The following is a 22,323-nucleotide window of genomic DNA, read 5'->3' on the forward strand; positions in this document are numbered from 1 at the left end:
GTATTAACCTTGAACCGTTCTTAATATGTAAATTCTACACAATAATAAAAACCACCAATTCCAATCAATTAATATCTACTGATACTAATATTAAATAGCTTTATTGATAAACTTTCTAAAACAATAAATATACTGGCTGAAACAGATCTATAGCCAATATTCTTTCCTGTAACATTAATAGTAATCTCTGCTAAATGCGTTTGTATATCATCCTTTTCAAAAATTTTATTTTGAACTTTTTCAATTACTGCCTCACTATCCACTAATTTAAAAGTTTTCAGTAATCTCGCTTCTAATAAAGTAAAATCAAAATTCCCCTCTTTTATTACATCAAATGTTATCTTCATCTATCTTTCCTCGTTTTTAATACTTAAACAACATACCTCTATAATTATAAATTTATTTATTATCTTATTCAAAATATATGTTTTATAAAATTATCAATTATTTTTTACAACAACAATAATAGAAAGAACTAAAGAAACAAATTTTTCTCATTATAATGTCATACAATGAACAGGTAGTAGAATTAAAAAAAATAAATAAAATTCTATTAAAATGTTTCTTCTTTATTTTTCATTATCAAGAGCCTTAGATTTTTACTAATAATCATATAATATGTGAACAAAGAATACGGTAAGAGTTACTCTTTGCCATTTAAAAAAACAACCTCTAAAATATTGTTTTCTAATTCACATTTTTTGACTGGGCTTTACTAATACATTCGTGCTAAAATCCAATAAGATATTTATTTTAAAAGTATTTTTGAAGGCTTTATAACTAATTAAAATAAAGATGATAGCTTATTAGGAATTTTTCTAATAGTATCCCTCTTTTTTGATACATTTATGAAACATTCATGTGTTATCTTTAGTAAGTTCTATTCTTTTTTATAATATCGTGTGAGATATACCAAAACCTGAATCCCTTGACCCCTAAGTCTAGGGATTCTTTAATTAAATAAGAATTTTCTACCCTTCTTCTAAACTCGATATTTTTTGATTTATATAACGTAATGTATATTCACTTTATTATTATGATGTGCTATGTTCTCCTTTTCAGCATGGAGTGCAATTTTTATGACTTAAATCGGAGCAATCTCCGAAACCAATCCCTCTAAAAATAAAAACAAAAGTACCAATTAAAAAGCTTAATACTAAAATTAATATCTATTCTAGTAACAATTAATGCCACCTTAACATTTCATCTGTCAGTTTTCATTCAAATAATTAGCTTGTTCACTTTTGTTGCATTTGCGTAACATTCATATGTTATCTTAATGAGGTCCTTAGAAATTCATATCTCTTCGTAAAAAGTCCTGGTCTTCCTAAGACTTTTTTCAATTTCATAATAACTTTTATAATAAAATTATATTCGTCTGTAAGAAATGACATTATGCTTGATGTCATTTCTTACAATTTACCTATTACAACAACATAATGCAGAAAATAGGATTAATTACGGAACTAGAAACAAAACGACTATATTTAAGGTAAATAAAAGTATCTGATTCATTAAGTATATTTAAAGTATACTTTAACATTCATATCACTGACTTATTCGATATAAGTAAATACATTGATGAAAATTACACGAAAAATAGAATAAACTTTAAAACTCTTCTTATGTTTTCATTTTTAAATTGAAATATAATTTCTTATCTACAAAAAATCCCCACACATTGTGTAGGGATTTTTTATGATATATTAAGGTATTATTTTATATATATAGAAGTTCGTAATGTATTTCTAGGATGGTTTATTGAAGTTTTTTGATACTCGAAAGTTCCTTCTTTAAACTTTGATACATCCCATTTATACTCCCAACCAATTATAGGATTTCCACCAATTCTCTGTGAATCAACACTTTTCACATCAAATCCATTCATTTTTGCAAAAGGAAATTGCCCATAACCAATTTCTCTAGTATATACATATAAATAACTTCCACCATGATCTCTAGTTGTACTAAAACTATTAGGGTTAATGGTTTCTATCCCACCTAATTGTGATTCAATCTTAATTACATTTAAAGAAGTTAATGGTGCTGCCGGCCCTGCTGATGCCTCAGGTGCCATTCCTAAACCTACTACCGCTGCCATTGTTAAAGATGATATACCTAATGCAACCTTTTTTAACATATAAACATCCCCTTCTTTTTATATAAGTACAACTTCGATAATAACAGAAATATATAAGAATATTCCTTATTTTGAAAACGTTAACAAAATGTTCTTCTTTGAATATGCAATTTAACATAATGTTTGACTTGTATGATAATCAATCTACTACTTTTAATACAAAAACTAATAATCTACAAAAGGCAAGTTTTCTATGTGATATTTAAAAAAGACAATATAGATTAACGAGATACCATAAAAAGATATCTTATGGAAAAAAACATTACTAGAGTAATCAAAAATAATATAGATAAAAAATTAAAATATACAAATAAGACCTATAAAATCTACATATGCAATATTTCATATAAAAATCCTATTTATTGATGCTACAATAACTTTACTCGATGATTATTGTTTTTTCATAGTTTTTAAGCAATTGAACACCTTCTTAATATGAATTGTATAAAAAGGAGACATCTTAATAGATGTCTCCTTTTTATACTAACTATGTAAATAAATTATGAATTGATTTATACCTCTAATTAATAAAACATTCGTAATCGATAGCTTTCTAACCTGGCAACAGAATAAAGGGGATAATCTAGCTAGTAACTGAAGACGTGTGATGACCGATTGAATTTTTTTCTACTTTTCCTCATGACACCCTCAATTAATTTAATCCGTTAACCTATCAAATTAATTAGTATTATATCCATTTATAATTGGTTTACCCACTATACCTTATTTCTTTTACCATAGCGCTATGTTGTTGATGAAACTTATATGATTTTATGTAATAAAAGATTAATTCTTCTTTCTTATTAGCAATTTTTTATCCCTGTATAATCATTTTGATTGCCTTTTCTAAGTTAATCCTATTGCCTTGACTCAACTACTCTATTAAATGTTCAAAAGGTAATGCTAATAAAAATCATGGATAAAATATGCACAAATTTTAAACAGAACAGTATTTTATGTAATATTTCCTACCCACATAGCGCCACAGTTAGGCACAGAAACAAACCTTTAGGAAGATATAAGAATGAACAGCATTCCAAAAAGTGAAGAAATAGTAACACGAAGCCCATTCTTAACATTAACAAAATAATTTAATACCATACATAAAATTATTAAAGAAAAAAACACCTCTATTGAACTTGCATACTTAGTATGCGAATTCACAAGGTGTTTTTCTCATGTACCACTATTCAGGTTCAATTCAATTAGCTAGACCTCTTAGTTTATTACCTTATCATTAAATGAGTATCCCGTTTAAAATACCCAAAATAATAAATATAAGATATTCTAGATATTTTTTATTTAATACCTTATTTGGAAAAAGATATTGAATACTTTTTACTCCGCCTACAATAATACAGCCAGGTAATATTACATCTACTAAAAAATCAACTTTTGAATAAGTAAGCCAAGTTGGCATAAGTATAAAAATACAGATAAAAACAATATCTAATATGATAGAAAGATTAGATTCTTTAATTCTATTTTTAGTCCTAATATCATCTTTGTAAGCCCTAACTGTATTTTTAAAGTATACTAATCCAGATATTAAAATAAGTAAGCCAAATAAAACATTAATTCCAGTAAGTATATATTCCATTACAAAACCTATTTACATGCTGCCCAAACACCTGTAGCACCAGTTAATTCTCCAGCTAATCCTACAAGAGCTTGTCCACCTACACGCATTCTTTCTTCCCAAGTAGATGCTTGTACAAGAAGTTTTGCAGCTTCTCCAAAACCACCTAAAGCATTAATATATTTTTTAATTTTAAGCAGCTTAGAAACAGCAATTAAATTTCCACCAACAAAAGCAGCTAAAGCAGCAGAACATTTACCTATTTTAATCCAATCTGGATCAGCAATCACTGGGAATGCAGTATTTTCATCAAAATCTACAACTTGAATCAATTTGTTTCCATCAACCTTATAATGTGTAGAAACAGGATTTCCATTTGCATCTTTCGCCCAAGCAGGCATAAAGACACTTTGAATAATATTTTCAGCATCAACTATAAATACTTCTCCTGTATCAAATTCCTGACCCAAATATTCAGCAGATGAAACTAGTTTACCACCATTAGGGATATCAATAGCAAACTCGTATTCTTTTGGCGCAGATTGATTTTTAATTTTAATTAGCGATCGCACACCATCTTTAGTAGTTTGTACCGCTAAATCAGCTGGTTGATTTTCATCTTGATAAATAAGAGTCCCATTATTTGTTTGAATAACTTCGCTTGAATTTAGCTCCGGGAGAGAAATATGTAAAGATTCTGTTCTATCCTTGATAGTAATAGGTTCTGAGTTTAATGTAGTTGGAATATTAACTGTACCTGATGCATTTTCAATAACCTTTGTTTCCTTTGATTCCATTTTAAAATTATTTAAAACGTCATCAATTCCTGTGTTTTTCTCAATCATTTGAGCTGTAGAATTTGCCTCTTTTTGTGAATCGTTAATCTCAGCATTAATTGAAGGAGTTAATACGGATATACTCATAGCCCCTACTATTAGTCCTGTTAAAATTTTTTTAGATAAAAATTTCATATAACATTCTCCTTTTAAGTAATTATTTTCCTCAATTATAAATAATAACTAATTTCATTCATAGTCTATAATAAATTTGTTTATTATGATAAATTTAATGTAGTAACCTCAAAGAAAACTAATGACCCATACGTACACTCAGTCATTTTTCCCTAAATGCTAATATAAGTCCTCACTTTATCTCAATTTATTTTCAAATTTCTGGATCCTCTCTAACTAGTATTATAAATAACTTCTAATAAACAATATTAAAAAAACTATATTACTCATTATTTAACTCCATAAACAGAAAACATTTCACTAACGTAATTATCATTAATTTGACCATGTGCATTTTACATACTAATCCAACAAACGCTCAGCTACGAATCTTGATTGAAAGCTAGGAACTATTTAAGTCACACTTCTCACTTCTTCCTCCCTCTCTTGTTTCTCATCCCTTTTAGACCTTTCATCTTGGTAGAGTATTTTTATTTAATAAATATTTTTATACTTATATTTTTGTCAAATGGATAATTATAGGATATATATGGTAAAAATATACTTAATGAATTATTATAGTAAGAAGAATTATCAAAAAAACTAAAGCAATTGTAAAAGTAGAAAATCTGAAATTCTTAAAAAATAAGTAAAAAGGGTGACGGAGAAAAAAAGAATTTTTTATTTGAGGAGAAATTACGTCTCTTCAAAACAGAAAAAATATTAAATCAAGAATTAAATAAAAAAAAGAGATTAATGGTAAGAATAAAGAAGAATTCCAATTACTCTCGAATACATAAGAAAAGAAATTTATAAAGAAAAACAAAATGGGATTTTGGATTGAAAGGTAAGCAATACACATATGTAGAATCTAGTTATTGGATTCACATTTTAATCCAAGGGGTACAAATTTGATGCGAGATAAAAAGGGATTATTAAAACAATGGAAAGCGGATTTGCAAGCTATTCAAGAAGAAAAAAGACTAAAGAAGAAGACTAAGAAAAAGAACAAAAAATATAGTATTCTTGGTAATACATCAGACTTCATGAATGACAAAAATACTTATTATAAAAAGAATGGGGTATGGAAACAAGGACGTAAATAATGTGATCATAAATAATCTTGACTAAGTGTATATAATGATTGTTATAAACGCTGCCATAATTAGGTTGGCGCCTTATTTATTGTTAAGAAATGATACGAAGTTTTAACTATCCATTAAACACATGTCTTCATGAATTTAAAATCGAGTGGTGTGATTTTCCACTATTCCTTTTATTATTCATACTCTTGATTTCACATATGTACTTAACACATGTTCTTTAATTATTTGGCAAGCACAAAAATAAATAATACGCTAACAGAAAAGAAACCATTTTGAAAAGCCTTTTTCAAAATGGTTTCTTCATTTTTATACCGAGCGTCTTTTTATAAAAAATAGATAATCATTGTAATGGACCTAATAGATCAATAATTTCTTCAGCTTTTGTATTTTGAATACTATAGTAAATTTCTAATCCCTGACGGTTTCCCTTTAAAACCTTACCTTTCATTTTAGATAAATGTTGTGAAACTGTGGATTGTGGAATATTTAAAATTTCAGTCATCTGAGTCACATTTAGTGTCTTATGTTTTGAAAGCTCGCTGATTAGTTTTAAACGCATTGGGTGTGCCATAACTTTTAAAAGCTCTACATCCTCTTCTAAAATTGTGTTATCTACATACTGATTTGTAAATCTTGTCATAGTATCTTCTCTCCCTTTTTTCTTCTATTTTAGCGTAACTTTCTTATTACGTAATATTAGTATGTTCTAATATTTGTTGTGAAATATGATAACAAAAGTATACACCTTTAGTTTGTGTTAGTAATGGAGTTAATGTGTGTTCTATATGAAGTTTTAAAAATTATTTGTAATCATTCGATTTAAAGTATCTGAATTCACAATAACTATTATATCCCCAAAGAATAACCTTCTATTATTAAAATATTAAACACTGAGCGCCATTATTTTAAATTTATTTTTTGAATTTTTATAATTAAGGCCTTGATAAAAACTTCATTATAAAAGGCTCTTTTTATTTCAATAAGCATCTTTAGATTACCTTTATTAAAAATAAAAAACCCTCAATATATAACTGAATATTCCGTTATATATTTATCAAATCCCAAATATTAACATATACATATAATTGTTATATATTTATATAGTAACAATTATACTTAATATTATAAAAAAAGGGGATGTTTACATGTTTAAGAAGGTTGTTTTATCCGGTGCGATATTAATGGGAGTTTTAGGAGTATCAACGATAGATTCACCAGAATTAGGAATAACAAAAGCACAAGCTGCTATTAGTGACGCCACAATACAAAAGGTTTCTATTTTGGGCAATGATTACTATAACGGATCTAATGTCCCAGGTTATACAACAGGTACTTTTTACATAGTGGGAGATGCGAATGTAACATATACCATCAAAAGCTATGAATTCGGTAAATTAACTTCCTCTAAAAATGTTACTACAAAAGGATTACGTACTCCTGTATCTTTCAATATGGGGATTACAGAGGGAAATGAATATAAAGTAACTCATAACGGACAGGTTATCAGTACATTCAACGTTCGTGGGCATTGAGCTCTTAATAAATACTGCAATAATTTATAAAAAGAAACACGGTGAAATTAAAGTTAATATGACTGGCGAAAGATATGATAGATAATGAAGAAGCACTCATAATGAGTGCTTTTTTATAACTTCGTGATGATTAAAAAAACAGGAATAATAAGGGTCTCCAACTTTCCCTTCAATTTAAGTATTGAAATTGGCATTTCAATACTGTCCTTATTGTTAATATGTCTAGAAAAAAACTATATAGGTTTCTATTACTGTTCAATATATAAAATCCTATATTAATAAAAAAAGAAGAGGAATCGCTCTCCTCTTCACCAATAAAATCGAACATATTTACAATTAAGGAAGGGTATATATTCATCAAGAGATGAAAGGAACAATAATAGTTCACCTAGTGAATTATAACATAAATACAACCCCATTTATAGTTAATATTAACATTTATGGAATATTTGTTACAGATTTGTTAAACAACTTAATAATAAAAGGCTTTATATATGTATAACTAGAAAGTCGATAATGTAGTGATTAAATATAAGAGGAGGATATATATTATGTTTAACAAAAAACAAACATTCGTAACAACCGTAACAGCTTTAACATTAGGATGTGGATTTACTTTTGGATTAACACCAGCCTTTGCAGATTCTAATAAGATTTCGCTCAACGATACTTCTGTTCATTCTATTCAGAACCAAGAACAAGAACCTTTTACTGGATATGTCATTTCAGTAGATAACAATTACTTAGTAGTTGCTGCCACTTCTACAAAAGATGAAGCACTTGCTTATCAAACTGATTGGTGGGAGCTAGTTTCCCATAATAAAATTTTGAGGGTTCCTATTTCCAATGACGAAAACTACAAATTAGGGGAAAAATTAAACATATATGCAGCTGCATGGACTAAATCTCTACCACCAATTGCTGTTATGCCTACCATTGAAAAATTAGCTCCGTAAATAATATTTAAATTGAAACGATAGGGAAAGTCAGCTTTTCTTATAACTACCTTCTTGTATAAATTTTAAACCTAAGCGCATACTACTAATGGAATGCTTGAATCATTGTCATTGAACATATTCAGCAATTCCGCTCCTTAAGAGAACAGTCTACGCAACTGTTCTCTCTTCGTTTTCTGTGTTTTACCTTCTAATATATCTCCCAACAAGAAATACGATAAAACATTCTGTCTTAATCTCTCTAAAGATTATTGGGATACTCTCACTTATGCTAATGAATAAGCAAACATAACTAACGCGCTTATTACAGAGATTCTTTTTGTTCGTCTATATAGGCACATACTTAACTCTTCTATAATCAATAGCATTGCTACATTCTCAACGTTTCCTCAATAAATTCTCAATATTTTTCATGGACAATAGCACACTTTCGCAACAGTTTTAATATCTTAATATTAGATACCGAAAGGAGGTGCTGAAAAATGACTTGGTTCATTATTTTAGGATTTACGCTTATTTTAATTATAAATGGCTTTAATGCCCATAGTATTCATATCATTTTCAAAATAGATTCAGGTACAAAAGTTGTGCCAAGTTGGTCTTTTGTTAATAGAATAAACTTCCAAACACTTAAGAATTTAACAAAAGGATCAACTAAGAATAAACTAAAAAGCTTTACACTAGGAGAACTTGTGATTCCTTTAAGTTTATTTTATAAATTACTTGGTAAAACATTAATTTTTCTATTACTATTCTTTTACTCTCAATTCTTGAACTAAACGCAATATAAGATTAGTTATAGTAGTTACAAAGTTTATCACAAAACAGACCGCTTTATATGAGCGGTCTGTTTAAAATCAAATTTAACTAAACTATATTGATAAGCTTAAACGTGCTCTCATAATGAAAACTAATACTATAAAAATAATTTACAAATCACTTTTTTAGCCTCAGCTTTATATTTACTAAACAAAAAAATCCATTAGTTTATTCTCTAAATTTATAAGGAAATTTCACTTGCAGGTATTCTACCCTAAAAATTTCTAATATATCCTTTTCTACTTATATTAATGCCATATTTATTTCTCACACATGAATGGGTATTACATATTATACCCAACATGTTTATAGGCTTAATAATATTATTTAAAATCGTTCCTAAATTAAAACTGGAATACCATTCTATTCTGTCAACATTCTCTATATTGATAAATATCAGACATTCAATCTATTTGACATTTTAATGACTTATAACAGGAAAATATATACATAAAACGAAACCTGATGTATCTTTGCGTTGTAAGTCGTAGTTAGTTGGCCAACTTTCAATGCAATTTAATAATAAAAAGTCAGGGGGACCTAAAATGAATCAAGTATTAAGGAAAAGTAAGAAAAAAATGATGTATCTAGTTGGTTCACTTCTAATTTCTTTATCTATGTTTTCAACTACAAGTTTTGCAGCTACAGAAGGTGCTGTAAAGAGTGTTACAAATAGTAAATATACTGGGATCGCGGCTGATATAAATCTACCAAAATCAGTAGTTGTTAAGGATGGATATGTGAATTGGTATTTAGGTATTGGAGCATCTAAAGTTGAAGGTGGTATTTCAAAAACACCAAATGGATATAAAGTATTTCTTAATTCAGGATATAATGAATCAGGTCAAAACAGTAAATATTGGAACACACAGTATGATACATCAATTAAAGATGGTGATCGAGTCAACCTTAAATTAGTTAATAACGGAAATGGTACGGTTACTATGTATGTAAATGGAAGCCCTAGATACACAAATCAGCCTGTCTACGGTACTTTTTCTCAATATGAACCAGTAAAAATGGTTCAGGGAGTTGAAGATGCTGGGCGTAATTCTTTTAGCCAAGCTAGCTTTTCAAACGTACTTCTAAGAGCAGATACATCTGGATCTACCTACAAAAGTTGGAACAGCTCGATTTCTTCCTCATTTTCTAGACACGGTACTTATGGTAGTAATTTTACTGTTTATTCTCAAGTGCCTCTAAGTGCAAGTTTACGCTAGAGTTTTTATTAGAATAATAATGTTTTTGTGAAAAAAGGTAGTTACACTTTTGTGTAGCTACCTTTTTTATATAGAGAAATTGCAATAGATATTGGAGCGACTATAAATGACATCTTTCATACTTTAACTTCTTCAAATTCAATAACATTTTATTAGTATGTTTCATCGCTCGACTTAATGCGAAATCAACCTTATATTGTCTTCAATTTTCTTTATCACTATCGGATTAAATCTCCCCCATTTAAAATGCCCAAAATCTGTACAAGCATTGGATATCTAGATTTAGATTACCACGAAGTCGCGCTCAGTTCATTTTTTGCTAAATAACGAGTAGCTCAAATTTAATTCTATTACATTACCACAAATAAGTAACATGCTATATAATCCAATCACGAAAGGAATCTCCTTCACTCTATCGAATTATTGTAGAGGAAAGGAGATGAATACATGGAAATCCTAGGACTAGATACTCGCGCATTAGCAACTTTAGGCGCACTTGAGTACACAAATCGTCGCAATAGATTAATCGAAGACTCTGAGAATGACATATACGAGTGTAAAGAAATAAAAGAAATACTACAATCGCTTCCTAAAGAGAAGCAGATTGAGGTTCTGGATAATCAAGCCTATTTTGAAGCAGTAGCAAAGATGATTGAACAAAACAATTTAATTCTTTTAGAACAGATAAAAACCCTACAAATAATCCAGAAATAACAAACATATCATTGATTATTCCTACATACGCTTCTATAAATCAACTATCTTTCTCTAACATACTAGCCTTTGTTTTTACAGAGGCTTTTGTAATACTCTCTTTCATCTCTTGAAATTGAATGGCTTCTTTTACATTTATGAATACAGATTCTAATCAACCTGATGTAAACTCTAACTTCTTCTCACTCTGTCCTGTTACAGCACCTACAAATCCCACAGTAATTATGTGCTCTAATAGTTCTCCAAATCGTTTCTCAGGCATTTCAAATGTTTTTATCTTCATTTTTAAATCCTACTCTTATTTAATGCTTTTTTAGTTGATTTTTCAGCATTTTGTATATAATAAATTGTGGCAATACCTACCACGGTAATTAAAATAATTTGATTATAATCGACCTTCTGTAATAACCCTCCATACAAAGTAAGAAGTCTCTTTTTAAGAGACTTCTTATTTCTAATACAAACGACATACATAGGGTAAATATACATAATATTATCAGGATGGTGTGCTTTGTTGCCTCTTTATTGTAACACACAATATCTCATTTTTGTTTAATAATCCCAAAAACAGAACTTTATCAACATTGAAATATTTTATTTATTACCTTATATCAACATCTTATGTATGCAAAATTACATATCAAACTTTGTTGAAAATGATTCTCATTGTAACTATAATGGTTTCAGGAGGTGTGTTTTCACTTCCTTTTCAAATCTCACAATATATTAAAGGAGGAACTAGAATTATGAAAAAAGTAATTTTAGCAGGGGCACTAGGAATTGCAGTACTATCAGGTATGAACTTACCAGGAGCAGAGGCATCAAAAGCAAGTGCAGCAACTACGAATTTAGAAATTCAAGAATTTACAAAATATTACTCTATGAGTTCCTATGAAGTTTCTCAAAAAGAATCATTTGATCTCAATAAAGGGGAAGAACTTACAGTCTTTGTACAAAATTCTGGATTCCCAATTTCTTATACGGTCTTTGATGCAGATAATGAAGTAATTGGCACATACAATGCTAATTCACCATATGGCCGTGTATTCAAAGCACAAAAAGATGGTAATATTTCTGTTCAATTTCAAGCAGGAGTAAATTCTTCTTACATGAAGAAGATGAATTTCACAGCAAAATTTGCAGTTTCTAAACTTAACTAATATAAGAATTTAACTACCCTCTTTAAAAACAAATTAAAAAGGTATATCCCTTCAATGAGATATACCTTTAACTTTAGTGAATTTTATATTGACCTGATAATTGTTCTTGCGCCATATGAACTAAACGTTTCGTAATTTCTCCACCTACTGAACCATTTGCTCGTGCTGTTGAATCCGGTCCAAGTTTAACCCCAAATTCCTGAGCGATTTCATATTTCATTCGCTCAATAGCGCTTGTTGCAGTTGCTACCAAGATTTCGTTTGAATTATTATTTTCACGAATTTGCATTTCTTACACACCTCCGTTTAACTTGGTAATATCATGCTCTATTTCCAATAAAATATGTAAAAAATTATTCCTTTAGCTATCTTACTTATATACCTGGGCTTCGCACCTTATATTTGAATAAATAAATGTCCAGGTCTTACCTACGCCTTCCCCTCTCCTACTTACTTTTGAATCCCCCTATTAATTCCTGTAATTCTTGGGCGAGCCAATTTAAAGAATTTGCTAGCTCTGCAATATCTTGTACATAAATTTGGTGTTCTTTCATACTTATCTCAACATTACTACTACTATTCACATATGTATTTGCAATATATGATAATTCATTTACAACCTGAACAATGGATTGATTACTTTCTAAAATATCTCTTGAATTAATCGAAGTCGCTTTAATTTGATTTGTAACAAATTGTACAGATTTTGAATTTTTTTCAAAGAAAGCACCACTACTTTGAAAAAGTTTTATTCCTGATTCCACTTCCTTTGAGCTCTTCTGCACGGATACTACAGCCTCTTCTGCTTCAGCTTGGATTTCACTAGTTAATTTAGCTATATCCCTTGCAGATATCTCGGTTTTTTTGGCTAATTTACGTATCTCATCTACAACAACTGAAAATCCTTTATCATACTCTCCAGTACATGAGTTTTCTGTAGAAGCATTTAAAGCTAATAAATTTGTTTGATTCGAAATAGTTGTAATTACAGTGACAATTTCACTAATTTCCTTGGATCTTGATTCAAATGCATAAATACTAGAAGATGTATCTTGAACTGTATCTCGGATTATTTTCATTTGATTCACAATTTGTTTAATCAAATTTTCCCCCTCTAGAGAATGCTGTTCCATGACTTCCGAAGCAGTCGTAATTTGTTTTACAGATCCTTTAATTTCTACCATCTTACTTTCCAATTCTTGAACAATTCCTAAACATTTCTGCACTATATGTTCATAAGAATGTGCACCTAATTTTAATCCTGTCATAGAGCTTGCAATCTCTTGAAATGACATGCTATTCTCTTTTGTACTTACCAATAATTCCTGTGAAGATGTCGAAACCTGTTCAGCAGTCTGCCTTACTTTATCTATAATCCTATTAAACTTTTCAATAGTGCTATTAAAATAAATATTGGTTATCCCTATATCATCAGATCTTTCATTTAATTTAATACTTAAATCACCTTCACCAACTTTACGTAAGCCTTCTTGTAAATCCTTTAAAGGCGATAGGGAATTTCGTGAGATTAATATTTGAATCGTAATTGCGATTGTTAATGAAGTTATAATAAAGAGTAAACCTTGTACTATAAATTTTTCCTTTGTAATAGGAATGATAGAAGCGTCTAAATCCGCTGCAACAATTGCAATTATATTTTTATTTTCATCTATAATTGGCTCTAAAATTGTTACCCATGAACCTAATTCATCTTCATACACTTCTGTCATTTGTGCCTGTTTCGTTTTCATTACTTTATCGTATGATTTCATCCAATGGGTAGGCTGTTCATAATAGTCACCTGGTTTTACAGAAACTGCATTTGCTAATTCTGTATCCAAACCTACTATTTGAAGTTCAACTTTATCATTTAACTTGGCCCCTATAACATATGTTTGGCCGACACTTTTCAAATCTTTTGTAGCTTTATCTAATTGCTCTGTCAATTTTCCTTTCTTCACTCTTTGTGCTGTGGGGTCTTTTGCTACATCTTTCACTATTTCTACATCTAATTGATTTATTAGTGTATCCCCTGTTTCAAAAGACTGCTTCTCAAATATAGACATCATACTATTTTGAAACATATCAAAACTTAACGCCCCCATACTTCCAACAAGCGTCAGAATTACTAATACAGTTAGTAATACATTTTTTTGAAGCAATGATAGCTTATTCCAATATTTTTTCATTAATTTCACCTTTCTTATTTTTCATGATGAATATTTTTGAGTTTAATGTATGTTTATATATAAAAATTAGAGTTTAGCAAAAAAATTAATATTTTATATGTAACGGGATAAATTAAAGAAAGACACTCTTCGGGGAGTATCTTTCTACAGTACAGCCATATAATACTTGTTTCTTTCATATTTACATGAAGTAAGTAAACAACTAAATAGTTATCTGTCTCACCCTAAAATTAGAAAAGAGCATATCACACTCTCCCCATCTATATAACGATAATTCTAGGACTTACCTTCCTATAATTCCAATATTCCCATCACTTCTTTTGTAAATAGTTTAAAATCAGTTAAATGTTTTTCAATAATTTGACGAACAATATCTAAATTTACACTCTGATAATCATGAACAGCAATATTTCGAAACCCCACCATTGCTTTTAACTTACTTGCCAATTCTTTACTAAGTAAATCTGCGTCAACTAACAAATCAAATGCCTCTCGACTAGATTGGGGTAATCCTAATTTCTTACCTGCAACAATATGCATCGCTAAATCAATACTCGCTTCACAAGCTCTTTGTATATTCAATATTATTGAATCTTGCTTTGTATAATCTTCTAAATTTTCAGGAGCATTCCCATATACATCCTGTATTCTTTTTATACAACGCTCTATTGTAGAAATTTTATTTAAGATAACCTCATTCTTCATATATAGAACCTCTTTTCTTTATATCATCGAATACTATTTGGCGTTCCTCATTCAATTTTGAATACATTTTTAAAGTCTTCATTTCAAAAATAACCTTTCGTTCTTCATCAGAACAAAATATTGTCTTTCCTGTATGTATAATCTGAGCTTGAAAAACTGTTGAAGCCTTTGATAAATCAACTAAATCAACATCTTTATGAACAATATCTGCCAATTCCTGTGCTAATAAAAAACGTTCATAATTCCCTAAATTTATGTCACTTAAATATGCTATATCAATATCACTATCTTCCCGTTCTCTGTTCTCTGCTATAGATCCAAATACAATTATCCAATAGGGATTCACTGTCTCTTGTAATTTTTCTATAATAGCTGTAATCATGCTTTGAAAAATCATTTAATTAATCCCCCTTGTTATTATCGAATTTTATTATATCATAACCATTATATAACCTTTTCAACTACGCAGTATAATACTTTACGGAAATTTAAATGCCTTCCTTATTAAAAAATAAGATTCGAAATGTTCTCCAATATGCATAGTAAAAATAAACTTAGTTCCCCCTGTAGTAATAGTTGTAGCGAGTATAAATTCAACCTATCTTTTTATTATTCGCACCAAGAATATTATTTATATTATATAAATAATAGGATTTTTAATATAGTAAATAGTTAACCCAATTTTTTTGTGCAGCTTCGTAATATGGCTTTTCTTTAACATAAAAAGCTTCCCTTTGCGGAAAGCTTTTTAATGTTATTTAAAAAAACAATTCAACTACATTTAATTTTCTTCATCTTCATAAAAGCCAAATAACTTTTCTTCTTCGTATTCATACTTTCTACCTAAATTAAGCATATCTCTTTCAACCTGTAAAGTTAATACATACTGTTCCTTATCTGTAAAGTATGTATCTTCCTTTTTTAACCCTACAACTGTAACTTTATCATGCTCATATGTTTTTGTATAAGCCTTTATCTCATCAACCATGCTTTCTAAATCACTTTCGCTTCTACGGTAAACATCAATGACAATTTCTGTTGTATATTTTTCGATCATAATTCAACATTCCCTTTATTTTAAATATAGCGGAAATTGAGTACTTTTACTACTATCTTCTGTATTAATGATAACCCTATGATGAACAGTAGGAGTATCTCCAGTACTTATATTACTATTGAATTCTTTTCTATAGAATGTTCTCCAAGGTCCTCCTTTATCACGAGCAGACCATGCTTGATCTGGTTCATTCATTGTTGATTCTCTAAGTTTTTTCACATCAACATTTTTTCCATATTGAGTTCTATTCTTAGTAGATTTCCTTGACGCATCATATTTATGTCTATCATATGCATGCGAATTAATGAAGTCACCTTTATTAGAACCACCATTCGTTTTAGTTGGTACTGTTTTGCTTCCCTTTGGTTTTGGTTTTGGCTTTGGTTTCCCTTTACCCTTAGCTAACGCTGCATGATAAACATTTTTTTCTAAAATAGTTTGATTTGTAATTTCATCACTAATTGGCGTGTCTTTTTCTATACTATTTACTAGATTAACTTGAATGACACCTTCATGTTTCTTCACATTTAAATTTAAAACTGAAGTATTATCATCACCATTATTATAAAAATATTTTACTTCTAGCGCCTCATTTTGCTTTGGTTCTAACGCATCAGCAAACTCAAAAAAGTCATCTTCACTAATAATCTGATTTCCATTTACATCTCTAATACTTTCCAGCCCTTCAATTTTTAAACTTTCTTGTCCATTAAAAGAATTTGCTTCTGGAGTATTAGAAGGTAGCACTAAAAATGAAATTACCATCAAGAAAGACAGCACAGATAAAAATATTTTATTCTTCATAAAACTTCCTCCCTATGTTTTTTCTTTACAACCTAAATGTTACGTTAATTAGAAAATTATAACAATACTGTTAATTTATAGGTTAAAATGTTAAAGTGTATATAAGCGAAGATATTATTAAACCAAATGTAATATTAATAATATAAATTAAAATTCTCTTATGTATTTTTTCTACAAATTAAACCTAGTATATATACTAGGTTTGTTAATTTTCTTATTCTTCTTCTTTTTTACTATATTAAGATTAACACAGTTATTGTAATACATAGTTTAAATTAGTATATTTATCAATTACATTCTGAATATTAAGTTTATATATATATATATATATATAAACTTAAATTTTACAGTAGAAGTAGCACCTATCATTATCAAGATAATTAAAAAATGCCCCCCTAAAATATCAAAACACGCAATTCTTTCTGTAGCATGATCGGAATGAATTGCGTGTTTATATATATCTATTTCTGCATCTGATAAATTACAACTATTTGCTCAAGAAGTATGTATAATCTCTTTTCACCCGACTATTGATAAAGAAAAGGCATTCTTATGAATGCTCTTTCTCTCTTATATATGCTCTTCTTCATTTAGTTTGTAATAAACCGCTGGACATTTAATTATGAAAAAGTACCAATAACAAAAAAAGTTAAAAATAATGCTACATATCCAAGATACATAAAACGTTTATCATGTGTTTTAAAATATAACGTAATACACAGTAAAGTGACCAGTAAAAAAACTGCTGTAGACACCATGAACATGAATGTTCCTCCTAAAAAGCTAATTTATTACTCTTTGGTTAATTGTTAATTAAGTACATCTAGTTTTTCTAATATCAATGAAAGAATGTTTTTTTGATTTACTACAATTGCAGCTTTTCCAGTAGAACCCGATCGCAACTTCTTTTTCCCTGTATTTTCAATTGTTCCTTCTACAACAAAGAATGTAGTATCTTTATTCTTGCTAATAACAGGGTCATGATAGATTTGAACTACACTTCCATAGTAAGTTTCCGTCTTTCCTACTTCAAAAGTATATTTAATTTTATCGCCCGTTTTAATTTTATTAATCTCTTCTGAATTAATATATAGTAAAACTCTATTCGTATTTTCATCTGGTGATATTGATAATACCTCTTTATCTTGTTCAATCATATCTCCGATTTTAATAAGATTCGGCATTTCAATTACGCCATCTTTTGGTGCAGTAATTACGGTTTGTTCATAACTCAAATTAATATTATTAATATCTTGTTGCAACAAAGACAACTGTTTTTTCTTCTCATCAATCTCCTTCGAAATATCCGAGACTTTAGAAATTCTAAGACTTTCAACAGAATCCTGGATATTAGATTCTTGAGTTCTTATATTCTCATTGATAACCTTTTTCTCCAATGCTATTTCCTGGGTCCTATTTTTTATTTGCTCTTGTTTTATTAAAATACTCTTTAGATTTCCCTCAATTTGAGAATCTAATTGATTAACCTTATTCATATTCGCTTCAGTTTCTTGATTAATATTTTCATTCTTAATAATCTTATTTTGTTTAAGAAGACCCTCTTTTTCGATTTTCAAGATATCATTTTGATTTTTTATAGCTTCAATTTCAAATTCCAGATTATTTATAACTTCATCTTTTCCATGATTTAGGACTTGAAGGCGAAAGGTGAAATCAGCTATCTTATTTTTATTTTCATTCTTTAATAAGTCTTTTTGCTTTAAATAACTATCTAATTCATTTTTGATACTGCCTTCTACATCTACAGGCAATTTTGATTGGTTCTTTTCAATAACATCTTTAAGAATGTTTAAACTCTTAATTTCCGCATCCAATTTATCTCTATTTTCTTCTACGTGTTTTTTTTCCTGCTCTAACTGTTTATTAGTTATGCCTATTAAAGGATCTCCCCTATGTACTTTTTCGCCTTGTTTAATCTTAATATCATTAATTTCTCCTGATACTTTTGGTTTAACAGCTACTGTAGCCGTAGAAGATTGGATAGTAGCAGACCCTTTAGTTGAGATATCTATTTTGCTAAAATAAGCCCACATCAAAGCACTAACTAGTATAGCTAGTACTAGATAAATAAATAACTTAATAAATTTCGGGGGATTTTTCTCCAGCATTTCAACGCTATCTGTCAGCTCTGTTATGTCTCTTATTGGTTGTGACATTTATGTATACTCCTCTTATGCTCCTTTTTATCGAGTTATCTCTAATAATTCTTGTGGTAGCTGATTATTCCACAACACTCTATATAAACCATCTTTATTTATTAATTCTCCATGTTTACCTTCCTCAACAATTTCTCCTTTGCTCATTACAAATATGTTATCACAATGCATAATTGTACTTAATCGATGAGCGATTGTTATGGTAGTTAGTTTCCCTGCTCTATATTCCTTTAAGTTTTCAATTATTTTTCTCTCACTAGTGGAATCCAGATGACTTGTAGCCTCATCTAAAATAAGTACATCTGCTTCTTTTAATAGAGCACGGGCAATTGATAACCGTTGCCGTTGACCACCAGATACATTAGAAGCATTTTCTTCTAATAATGTGTCATATCGGAGTGGCAAAGAACTAATGAATTCATGGGCATCAGCCAATATACATGCCTCTATTATTTTGTCCATCGTTACCTCTCTATTCAAACCAAATACTAAATTATCAAAAATACTACCACTAAAGAAAAAAGATTCCTGAGCAACATAAGCTATTTTATTTCTTAAACCCGTCCTATTCATATCTTTAATATGATAGTTATCATAATAAATGTTACCTTCGTTTACGTCATAATATCTCATTAATAATTTAGCAATTGTTGTTTTACCTGAACCACTTTCCCCTACAAACCCAACACTATATCCTATTGGGATTTCAAAACTTAAATTATTAAATATATTTTGCCTAGTTCCATATTTAAAAGTTATATTATCCAATCTAATCTTGTGATGAAAAGAAGTAGGTGAAAGTTTTTTATCTTCTTGATCATTTTTTTCTAAATCTAAATCTAAAATCTCGGTTAATCTTTTTGAAGCAACAAAAGCAGATTGTAATGTCGGCTGTAAATCTACTAGATTTTTTATAGGATCTAAGAAATACACTAATAGTGCATTATATGCAACTAACTGACCTATTGTCATTTCCCCGTTTAATATAGAAATAGCTCCAACCCATAAAATTACTACACCACCTACTAATTCCACAATCGTTTTAATAGATTCTTGACTATTTGTAATCACAAAACGTTTAAAGAATTTCTGCAAAAGACTTATCAATCTTTTTTCGGTTTGAAATTCTGCCTCTTTTTCAGCATTATAGGATTTTATTGTTGATATCCCGTTTAGCGATTCTACAATATAGGAAGTTAACTCCGCATTACTTTCCATTTCTTGACGATTAATTTTTTCATAAGAACTTTGAAACATCCAAATAATAAGGATATATATAGGTATGTGTAATGCTGTAATGAAAAATAAAGTAGAACTTTGGGTATACAACAAAATAGAACCCGCTATTACCATGATAGTATCAATCATCACAGTTAAAGTTGTTGTTGCAAGTGCCTCCCTAATTTTAGCAGCATCTTGGAACCTCGAAATAATTTCACCAACTTTTCTTGTTTCAAAAAAGTTCATGGGTAAGGATAAAACATGTTTATAGTAACCAAACATTAACTTTATATCTAACCGACGACTCAAATATAAAATTAAATGCGATCTAAACAACTCTAAAATAACTTTAAAAATGTATAATGCGATGATACCAATAGAAAGATATGTTAGTGTATGCTTTAAATTCTCAGTAACAATATTATCAATTACAATTTTGAAATAAAAAGCACCCAAAACCCCAAAAATTGTTATTAAAATTGATGAAAGAAACACAGGAATTAAGAGACTTTGTTGATTTTTTAAAAGAAACATAAATCTACCGAATGTATTTTTCTCTTCATCTCGTGATTGAAAAGATTCATTAGGTATTAAAAGGACTAAAACACCCGTCCAAATCTCATTAAATTCCTTAATATCATATTTAATAATCCCTTCTCCAGGATCAGCTACAATTACTTTACCCTTTTTGGTGATTTCTAAAATAACAACATAATGTAATAACTTCCCATCAATTATGACATGCGCAATAGCGGGTAATGGAATCTCTTTTAAAGACTCTACATTTCCTCTTACTCCTTTGGCTGAAAAACCTAACTTTTCAGCCGCTTGTATTAAACCATAAACATTAGTTCCATTTCTATCAGTTCCAGCATATTCTCTAATTTTAGAGATAGGTATATGTAATCCATAATGTTTAGATACAGTAGAAATACATGCTGCACCACAATCTTTAATATCGTGTTGTCTCACCCAATGATATTTTTTAAATAAAGACATACTTATTTAAACAACCTCTCATATTTAACTTTTAAATGAATTCTCTCCCACATATGTTAATAAAAACAGGAGTTTCAAACTTATTGTAATTAACAATAAAATTTGTTAGCCTTTCAAAAATTTCATATTGAAAGGCTTTTTATAAAGAAGAAAAGATTGTACTATTAAGCTCATACAATCTTTTCCTCTTTATAAAAATGTTTATTTTTTCTTCTTTTTCTTCTTTGCTTGACTCTCTTCGTAAGCATCCCACATTCCAGCACCAGCTCCAACAGCTAGTAATCCACCTGCAATCACTACAGGAACGATACCACCATTCGTATCGTACATCTCTTCTTCAGTTAGACTTTTGTACTTTTCTAAAGTAATCGTTTTCATTTTTAGCACTCCTTACTACTTCTTATTTGAAAATCTTTTTACCAACCCATTTTCCACCTACATAACCTGCTCCAACAACTCCAGCTCCAGCTGTAATTGCACCAGCTACTTTTGTAAAACCAGCAACTCCAGCAATTGCTAAAGGAACCACTCCACCATCAATGTTCTTTAATTCCTCATTGCTTAATACTGCTAAATTAGGCATTTCTTTTTTTAATACTGAATTCATATAATATCACCTATCCTTATTTTTTTATATTACGCTTAAGTAATATGAGCTTTATATTAATACACCTTTTAATAAAAATCTACACTTTTTTTGAAAAAATTCTTTTTTCTTGATTTAATTACATTTTTTTACTTTAAAATACTACAGAACCCACCCACTTACCTACAATGTAACCAATATAAATAAGCAGAGCTCCTGTTAAGATATAAAAACAAGATTTAAAATACATACTTCTTTCAATCGCATCACCAATTTGATGAAACATGTTGGACATAAAGAAAACACCACCTTCTTATAATTACTAGAATAGAACACACAGAGATATTATCAGAAAATAACTAATTAACACAACACTTATTGGAATAATATTATATAAAATAATAACAGT

At 29.1% G+C, this 22,323-nt stretch carries 25 protein-coding genes; 7 read left to right on the plus strand and 18 right to left on the minus strand.

Annotated features, from left to right (window positions below; translation table 11 throughout):
* Positions 1 to 68 precede the first annotated feature (68 nt).
* From GD442_RS27160 to GD442_RS27175, 4 genes are all read right to left on the minus strand, one after another.
* The gene (locus tag GD442_RS27160; protein ID WP_000704697.1) at positions 69 to 347 is read right to left on the minus strand and encodes a hypothetical protein; all 279 of its coding nucleotides are present in this window, start codon (positions 345 to 347) and stop codon (positions 69 to 71) included.
* Positions 348 to 1,714: 1,367 nt separating this feature from the next.
* On the minus strand, positions 1,715 to 2,140 hold the full coding sequence (locus GD442_RS27165) for a DUF4879 domain-containing protein (protein ID WP_000915034.1): 426 nt from the start codon (positions 2,138 to 2,140) through the stop codon (positions 1,715 to 1,717).
* Between the two features lie 1,237 nt (positions 2,141 to 3,377).
* On the minus strand, positions 3,378 to 3,740 hold the full coding sequence (locus GD442_RS27170) for a hypothetical protein (RefSeq protein ID WP_000455746.1): 363 nt from the start codon (positions 3,738 to 3,740) through the stop codon (positions 3,378 to 3,380).
* An 8-nt stretch (positions 3,741 to 3,748) separates the two neighbouring features.
* On the minus strand, positions 3,749 to 4,690 hold the full coding sequence (locus tag GD442_RS27175; RefSeq protein ID WP_098292622.1) for a hypothetical protein: 942 nt from the start codon (positions 4,688 to 4,690) through the stop codon (positions 3,749 to 3,751).
* Positions 4,691 to 5,583: 893 nt separating this feature from the next.
* On the opposite strand from GD442_RS27175, the gene GD442_RS27180 reads away from it, so the two are divergent.
* The gene (locus tag GD442_RS27180) at positions 5,584 to 5,775 is read left to right on the plus strand and encodes a hypothetical protein (protein ID WP_001205050.1); all 192 of its coding nucleotides are present in this window, start codon (positions 5,584 to 5,586) and stop codon (positions 5,773 to 5,775) included.
* Positions 5,776 to 6,115: 340 nt separating this feature from the next.
* Here the strand turns inward: GD442_RS27180 and pagR are convergent, their stop codons facing one another.
* Positions 6,116 to 6,415 carry a transcriptional repressor PagR gene (pagR, locus tag GD442_RS27185; protein ID WP_000196662.1) on the minus strand — a complete coding sequence of 100 codons (300 nt, stop codon included), beginning with the start codon at positions 6,413 to 6,415 and terminating at the stop codon, positions 6,116 to 6,118.
* A gap of 505 nt (positions 6,416 to 6,920) precedes the next feature.
* Here pagR and GD442_RS27190 point away from each other — a divergent pair.
* The 5 genes from GD442_RS27190 (at position 6,921) to GD442_RS27210 (ending at position 11,016) form a co-directional block, all read left to right on the plus strand.
* Complete coding sequence (locus GD442_RS27190; protein WP_146718306.1) at positions 6,921 to 7,307, plus strand: hypothetical protein; 387 nt, start codon at positions 6,921 to 6,923, stop codon at positions 7,305 to 7,307.
* Positions 7,308 to 7,858: 551 nt separating this feature from the next.
* Complete coding sequence (locus GD442_RS27195) at positions 7,859 to 8,263, plus strand: DUF3221 domain-containing protein (protein ID WP_000482315.1); 405 nt, start codon at positions 7,859 to 7,861, stop codon at positions 8,261 to 8,263.
* Positions 8,264 to 8,745: 482 nt separating this feature from the next.
* Entirely contained in the window at positions 8,746 to 9,042 is a 297-nt protein-coding gene (locus tag GD442_RS27200; protein ID WP_159365276.1) for a hypothetical protein, read from the plus strand.
* 585 nt (positions 9,043 to 9,627) lie between these two features.
* Positions 9,628 to 10,302: a hypothetical protein gene (locus tag GD442_RS27205; RefSeq protein ID WP_001077585.1), complete on the plus strand. Its 675-nt coding sequence runs from the start codon at positions 9,628 to 9,630 to the stop codon at positions 10,300 to 10,302.
* Between the two features lie 447 nt (positions 10,303 to 10,749).
* Entirely contained in the window at positions 10,750 to 11,016 is a 267-nt protein-coding gene (locus GD442_RS27210; protein ID WP_000404247.1) for a hypothetical protein, read from the plus strand.
* 154 nt (positions 11,017 to 11,170) lie between these two features.
* Here the strand turns inward: GD442_RS27210 and GD442_RS28320 are convergent, their stop codons facing one another.
* Positions 11,171 to 11,299 (minus strand): hypothetical protein, encoded by a 129-nt coding sequence (locus tag GD442_RS28320; protein WP_002104081.1) that lies wholly within the window; start codon positions 11,297 to 11,299, stop codon positions 11,171 to 11,173.
* Positions 11,300 to 11,762: 463 nt separating this feature from the next.
* Between GD442_RS28320 and GD442_RS27215 the strand changes: the two genes are divergently transcribed.
* A complete protein-coding gene (locus GD442_RS27215) occupies positions 11,763 to 12,176 on the plus strand; it encodes a hypothetical protein (RefSeq protein WP_000755787.1) in 414 nt (137 codons plus the stop codon).
* A gap of 73 nt (positions 12,177 to 12,249) precedes the next feature.
* On the opposite strand, the gene GD442_RS27220 is transcribed toward GD442_RS27215, so the two are convergent.
* The 12 genes from GD442_RS27220 to GD442_RS27965 form a co-directional block, all read right to left on the minus strand.
* A complete protein-coding gene (locus GD442_RS27220) occupies positions 12,250 to 12,465 on the minus strand; it encodes an alpha/beta-type small acid-soluble spore protein (protein ID WP_001167054.1) in 216 nt (71 codons plus the stop codon).
* Between the two features lie 157 nt (positions 12,466 to 12,622).
* On the minus strand, positions 12,623 to 14,365 hold the full coding sequence (locus tag GD442_RS27225; RefSeq protein ID WP_159365277.1) for a methyl-accepting chemotaxis protein: 1,743 nt from the start codon (positions 14,363 to 14,365) through the stop codon (positions 12,623 to 12,625).
* A gap of 291 nt (positions 14,366 to 14,656) precedes the next feature.
* Positions 14,657 to 15,070: a type VII toxin-antitoxin system HepT family RNase toxin gene (gene hepT, locus GD442_RS27230; RefSeq protein WP_000787536.1), complete on the minus strand. Its 414-nt coding sequence runs from the start codon at positions 15,068 to 15,070 to the stop codon at positions 14,657 to 14,659.
* Complete coding sequence (mntA, locus tag GD442_RS27235; protein WP_089172398.1) at positions 15,060 to 15,467, minus strand: type VII toxin-antitoxin system MntA family adenylyltransferase antitoxin; 408 nt, start codon at positions 15,465 to 15,467, stop codon at positions 15,060 to 15,062. The genes hepT and mntA overlap by 11 nt, the downstream gene beginning before the upstream one ends.
* A gap of 384 nt (positions 15,468 to 15,851) precedes the next feature.
* The gene (locus tag GD442_RS27240) at positions 15,852 to 16,127 is read right to left on the minus strand and encodes a hypothetical protein (RefSeq protein ID WP_000570854.1); all 276 of its coding nucleotides are present in this window, start codon (positions 16,125 to 16,127) and stop codon (positions 15,852 to 15,854) included.
* Positions 16,128 to 16,142: 15 nt separating this feature from the next.
* The gene (locus GD442_RS27245; RefSeq protein ID WP_000790907.1) at positions 16,143 to 16,931 is read right to left on the minus strand and encodes a hypothetical protein; all 789 of its coding nucleotides are present in this window, start codon (positions 16,929 to 16,931) and stop codon (positions 16,143 to 16,145) included.
* 620 nt (positions 16,932 to 17,551) lie between these two features.
* Complete coding sequence (locus tag GD442_RS27960; protein WP_000481196.1) at positions 17,552 to 17,695, minus strand: hypothetical protein; 144 nt, start codon at positions 17,693 to 17,695, stop codon at positions 17,552 to 17,554.
* Between the two features lie 45 nt (positions 17,696 to 17,740).
* A complete protein-coding gene (locus tag GD442_RS27250) occupies positions 17,741 to 19,108 on the minus strand; it encodes an HlyD family secretion protein (protein WP_089172396.1) in 1,368 nt (455 codons plus the stop codon).
* A 27-nt stretch (positions 19,109 to 19,135) separates the two neighbouring features.
* On the minus strand, positions 19,136 to 21,328 hold the full coding sequence (locus tag GD442_RS27255; RefSeq protein ID WP_146718309.1) for a peptidase domain-containing ABC transporter: 2,193 nt from the start codon (positions 21,326 to 21,328) through the stop codon (positions 19,136 to 19,138).
* Between the two features lie 201 nt (positions 21,329 to 21,529).
* On the minus strand, positions 21,530 to 21,706 hold the full coding sequence (locus tag GD442_RS27260) for a class IIb bacteriocin, lactobin A/cerein 7B family (protein WP_000849669.1): 177 nt from the start codon (positions 21,704 to 21,706) through the stop codon (positions 21,530 to 21,532).
* 22 nt (positions 21,707 to 21,728) lie between these two features.
* Positions 21,729 to 21,935, minus strand: a complete 207-nt coding sequence (locus tag GD442_RS27265) for a class IIb bacteriocin, lactobin A/cerein 7B family (protein ID WP_001089632.1) — start codon at positions 21,933 to 21,935, stop codon at positions 21,729 to 21,731.
* Between the two features lie 133 nt (positions 21,936 to 22,068).
* On the minus strand, positions 22,069 to 22,209 hold the full coding sequence (locus GD442_RS27965) for a hypothetical protein (RefSeq protein ID WP_000069043.1): 141 nt from the start codon (positions 22,207 to 22,209) through the stop codon (positions 22,069 to 22,071).
* Positions 22,210 to 22,323: the final 114 nt, after the last annotated feature.

The sequence above is a fragment of the Bacillus sp. A260 genome, from assembly GCF_009861435.1.
In the GTDB taxonomy this organism is placed as follows: Bacteria; Bacillota; Bacilli; order Bacillales; family Bacillaceae_G; genus Bacillus_A; species Bacillus_A cereus.

What these genes read in the sequence shown, in the direction of transcription:
- GD442_RS27160 (WP_000704697.1), bottom strand. Translation starts at nt 347, where the DNA reads ATGAAGATAACATTTGATGTAATAAAAGAGGGGAATTTTGATTTTACT.
- GD442_RS27165 (WP_000915034.1), bottom strand. Translation starts at nt 2,140, where the DNA reads ATGTTAAAAAAGGTTGCATTAGGTATATCATCTTTAACAATGGCAGCG.
- GD442_RS27170 (WP_000455746.1), bottom strand. Translation starts at nt 3,740, where the DNA reads ATGGAATATATACTTACTGGAATTAATGTTTTATTTGGCTTACTTATT.
- GD442_RS27175 (WP_098292622.1), bottom strand. Translation starts at nt 4,690, where the DNA reads ATGAAATTTTTATCTAAAAAAATTTTAACAGGACTAATAGTAGGGGCT.
- GD442_RS27180 (WP_001205050.1), top strand. Translation starts at nt 5,584, where the DNA reads ATGCGAGATAAAAAGGGATTATTAAAACAATGGAAAGCGGATTTGCAA.
- pagR (WP_000196662.1), bottom strand. Translation starts at nt 6,415, where the DNA reads ATGACAAGATTTACAAATCAGTATGTAGATAACACAATTTTAGAAGAG.
- GD442_RS27190 (WP_146718306.1), top strand. Translation starts at nt 6,921, where the DNA reads ATGTTTAAGAAGGTTGTTTTATCCGGTGCGATATTAATGGGAGTTTTA.
- GD442_RS27195 (WP_000482315.1), top strand. Translation starts at nt 7,859, where the DNA reads ATGTTTAACAAAAAACAAACATTCGTAACAACCGTAACAGCTTTAACA.
- GD442_RS27200 (WP_159365276.1), top strand. Translation starts at nt 8,746, where the DNA reads ATGACTTGGTTCATTATTTTAGGATTTACGCTTATTTTAATTATAAAT.
- GD442_RS27205 (WP_001077585.1), top strand. Translation starts at nt 9,628, where the DNA reads ATGAATCAAGTATTAAGGAAAAGTAAGAAAAAAATGATGTATCTAGTT.
- GD442_RS27210 (WP_000404247.1), top strand. Translation starts at nt 10,750, where the DNA reads ATGGAAATCCTAGGACTAGATACTCGCGCATTAGCAACTTTAGGCGCA.
- GD442_RS28320 (WP_002104081.1), bottom strand. Translation starts at nt 11,299, where the DNA reads ATGAAGATAAAAACATTTGAAATGCCTGAGAAACGATTTGGAGAACTA.
- GD442_RS27215 (WP_000755787.1), top strand. Translation starts at nt 11,763, where the DNA reads ATGAAAAAAGTAATTTTAGCAGGGGCACTAGGAATTGCAGTACTATCA.
- GD442_RS27220 (WP_001167054.1), bottom strand. Translation starts at nt 12,465, where the DNA reads ATGCAAATTCGTGAAAATAATAATTCAAACGAAATCTTGGTAGCAACT.
- GD442_RS27225 (WP_159365277.1), bottom strand. Translation starts at nt 14,365, where the DNA reads ATGAAAAAATATTGGAATAAGCTATCATTGCTTCAAAAAAATGTATTA.
- hepT (WP_000787536.1), bottom strand. Translation starts at nt 15,070, where the DNA reads ATGAAGAATGAGGTTATCTTAAATAAAATTTCTACAATAGAGCGTTGT.
- mntA (WP_089172398.1), bottom strand. Translation starts at nt 15,467, where the DNA reads ATGATTTTTCAAAGCATGATTACAGCTATTATAGAAAAATTACAAGAG.
- GD442_RS27240 (WP_000570854.1), bottom strand. Translation starts at nt 16,127, where the DNA reads ATGATCGAAAAATATACAACAGAAATTGTCATTGATGTTTACCGTAGA.
- GD442_RS27245 (WP_000790907.1), bottom strand. Translation starts at nt 16,931, where the DNA reads ATGAAGAATAAAATATTTTTATCTGTGCTGTCTTTCTTGATGGTAATT.
- GD442_RS27960 (WP_000481196.1), bottom strand. Translation starts at nt 17,695, where the DNA reads ATGTTCATGGTGTCTACAGCAGTTTTTTTACTGGTCACTTTACTGTGT.
- GD442_RS27250 (WP_089172396.1), bottom strand. Translation starts at nt 19,108, where the DNA reads ATGTCACAACCAATAAGAGACATAACAGAGCTGACAGATAGCGTTGAA.
- GD442_RS27255 (WP_146718309.1), bottom strand. Translation starts at nt 21,328, where the DNA reads ATGTCTTTATTTAAAAAATATCATTGGGTGAGACAACACGATATTAAA.
- GD442_RS27260 (WP_000849669.1), bottom strand. Translation starts at nt 21,706, where the DNA reads ATGAAAACGATTACTTTAGAAAAGTACAAAAGTCTAACTGAAGAAGAG.
- GD442_RS27265 (WP_001089632.1), bottom strand. Translation starts at nt 21,935, where the DNA reads ATGAATTCAGTATTAAAAAAAGAAATGCCTAATTTAGCAGTATTAAGC.
- GD442_RS27965 (WP_000069043.1), bottom strand. Translation starts at nt 22,209, where the DNA reads ATGTCCAACATGTTTCATCAAATTGGTGATGCGATTGAAAGAAGTATG.